The following is a 2,210-nucleotide window of genomic DNA, read 5'->3' on the forward strand; positions in this document are numbered from 1 at the left end:
CAAGTCAGGCCTGGGCGGTCTCCCGTGGAAGAACAGCCGCGTGTCCGGCCGCCACCGCCGGAAGTCGCTTCCATGCCTCACTGTCAGCGATCTCGTCCCCGGTCATGCCGATCGGGTAAGCGAGGACGATGTCCGCGTCGGCGTCTCCGAGGGTCTCGTCGGTGAGAGAGACGGAGAAGCCGTTCTTCCCGGCCGGGGTGGAGGAGATCTTGTCGTTGAGGGTGAAGCCGAGCTGCATCAGCGGGTCGACGCGCACCGAACCCGGGAGGAAGACTCCCCAGGTCTTCGATGCCCCGATGGCGGAGAGTGTCTTGCCGGCCCACTGCGGGTGCTCGTCCCTGATCTGCGCAGCCCGGTCCGCTCGCGCGGCGAGAATCTCCTCGCCCTTCGAGGTCTCGCCGAGCGCCTGCGCAATCATGGAGACCTGCTGGTCCGGGCCGGTGAGGAAACTGTCCGCCCCGTTGTCGGGGACCCCGACAGTGGGTGCGATGGCGGAGAGTTTGTCATAGCGGGCCCGGTCGCCCGAACTCTTGACGTCGAGGATGAGGTCGGGTTCCAGACCGGCGATCTTCTCGTACTCCGGTTCCTGGGTGGAGATGATCTCCGGGTCCTCGTCGTAGCGGTCAGTGACCCACGGTCCTAGGCCGTCGCCACCGTACCCCGCCCAGTCCGACGCCGCGACAGGCTGGACGCCGAGGGCGACCGCAGTCTCGGCGTCTCCCCACCCGAGAGCGACGACCTTCGTCGGCTTCTCTTTGATGTCGATCTCGCCGAACTTCGTGGAGACGGTGGCGGGGAAGGCGATGTTCGCGCTCCCACCGGTGGCACCGGTTGTCATGTTGTCGTTATCGGAGCACGCGGCGAGGCCGAAGGTGAGACCGACGGCGACGACGCTGGTGAGGGTCCGGTGAATCCTGGTGCCCATGGGGAACGTCCTACTTCCTGTGAGGGGGCGACTTTGTGTAGCCCAGCCTAACGGAAACGATTCAGCACGTGCGGTCAAGGGGCGCACGGGCACCGGGGAAGATCAGCCGAACAGTTCCTTGGAGGCGATCTCCGCGCCTTCCACCAGCGACTGCAGCTTCGCCCAGGCGATCTGGTGGTGGAGTCGGCCGCCCAGACCGCAGTCGGTGGAGGCGACGACGTTCTCCGGGCCGACGACCTCGGCGAACTGGATGATCCGGTCCGCGACGAGGCGTGGGTGCTCGACGACGTTGGTGGAGTGGCAGACCACACCAGGGTAGATCAGGGTGTTCGCCGGCAGCTGGTGGTCGGACCAGACCCGCCATTCGTGGGCGTGGCGGGGGCTGGACCCCTCGAAGGTGTACCCTCCGACCTTCGCGCGCAGAACCTCGTCGATGATGTCGGCGAAGGGGATGTCGGTGGTGTGCGGGCCGTGCCAGGAACCCCAGCAGATGTGCAGCCGGGTCTGCTCACGCGGCAGGTCCCTGATCGCGTCGTTGAGGGCGTCGATGCGGATCCGGATCCACGCCTGGTAGTCGGCGACGCTGGGCTCCGGGTTGATCTGGTCCCAGGCCTCGGCGAGATCCGGGGCGTCGAACTGGACGGTGAACCCGGCGTCGGTGATCGCCTTGTACTCGTGGGACAGCGCGGCACTGCAGGCCTGGACGAGCTCTTCGTCGGTGTCATAGGCCTTGTTGGTCAGCCGGGCGGCGGAACCGGGGGCGATGGCGGCGACGAACGCGTCGGAGCGGGCGTGGCCGACCTTGTCGAGGGCACGGGTGAGCAGGTCGACGTCCGCGTCCACCTGGTCCTGGCCGATGTAGGTCACCGGGCCGGTGAACTCCGGGTTGCCGACCTTGGCGCGGCCGGTGAAGATACCGGACTCCGGGTCCTCGTAGGCCTCGCTGAAGGCGGCGCGGTCGCGGCGGTCCGGGAAGCTGGTCAGCCTGATGTTGCCGGGGGTGGAGCGCACGACCTCGGCGTTGGCCCACCGGTCGGTGTCGGTCATGGTGAGCCCGCCGAGCCGGGTGAAGGTGTAGTTCCACCAGGCGCCGTAGTCCACGGCACCGGAGGTGATGTGGCCGTACTCGCCCTCGTTGATGATGTCGAGGCCGAGGTTGTGCTGCCGGGCGACGACCTCGTCGACGCTGGCCTGCAGGATGGTGAGGAACTCCTCGCGGGTGACCTCACCGGCGCTGAAACGCCGGTTGGCGTCCAGCAGCTCGGGGGTACGGGGCAGTGAGCCC

Annotated in this window: 2 protein-coding genes; both read right to left on the minus strand. The window is 67.7% G+C overall.

Features of this window, described 5'->3' with window-relative positions; genetic code table 11:
- Positions 1–4: 4 nt before the first annotated feature.
- Positions 5–925 (minus strand): iron-siderophore ABC transporter substrate-binding protein, encoded by a 921-nt coding sequence (locus tag QZV72_RS03440; protein WP_297005308.1) that lies wholly within the window; start codon positions 923–925, stop codon positions 5–7.
- 102 nt (positions 926–1,027) lie between these two features.
- Positions 1,028–2,210: cobalamin-independent methionine synthase II family protein (locus QZV72_RS03445; protein ID WP_297005312.1), on the minus strand; the 1,183-nt coding region annotated here is incomplete at its 5' end.

Source organism: uncultured Corynebacterium sp. (assembly GCF_902782855.1).
In the GTDB taxonomy this organism is placed as follows: Bacteria; Actinomycetota; Actinomycetes; order Mycobacteriales; family Mycobacteriaceae; genus Corynebacterium.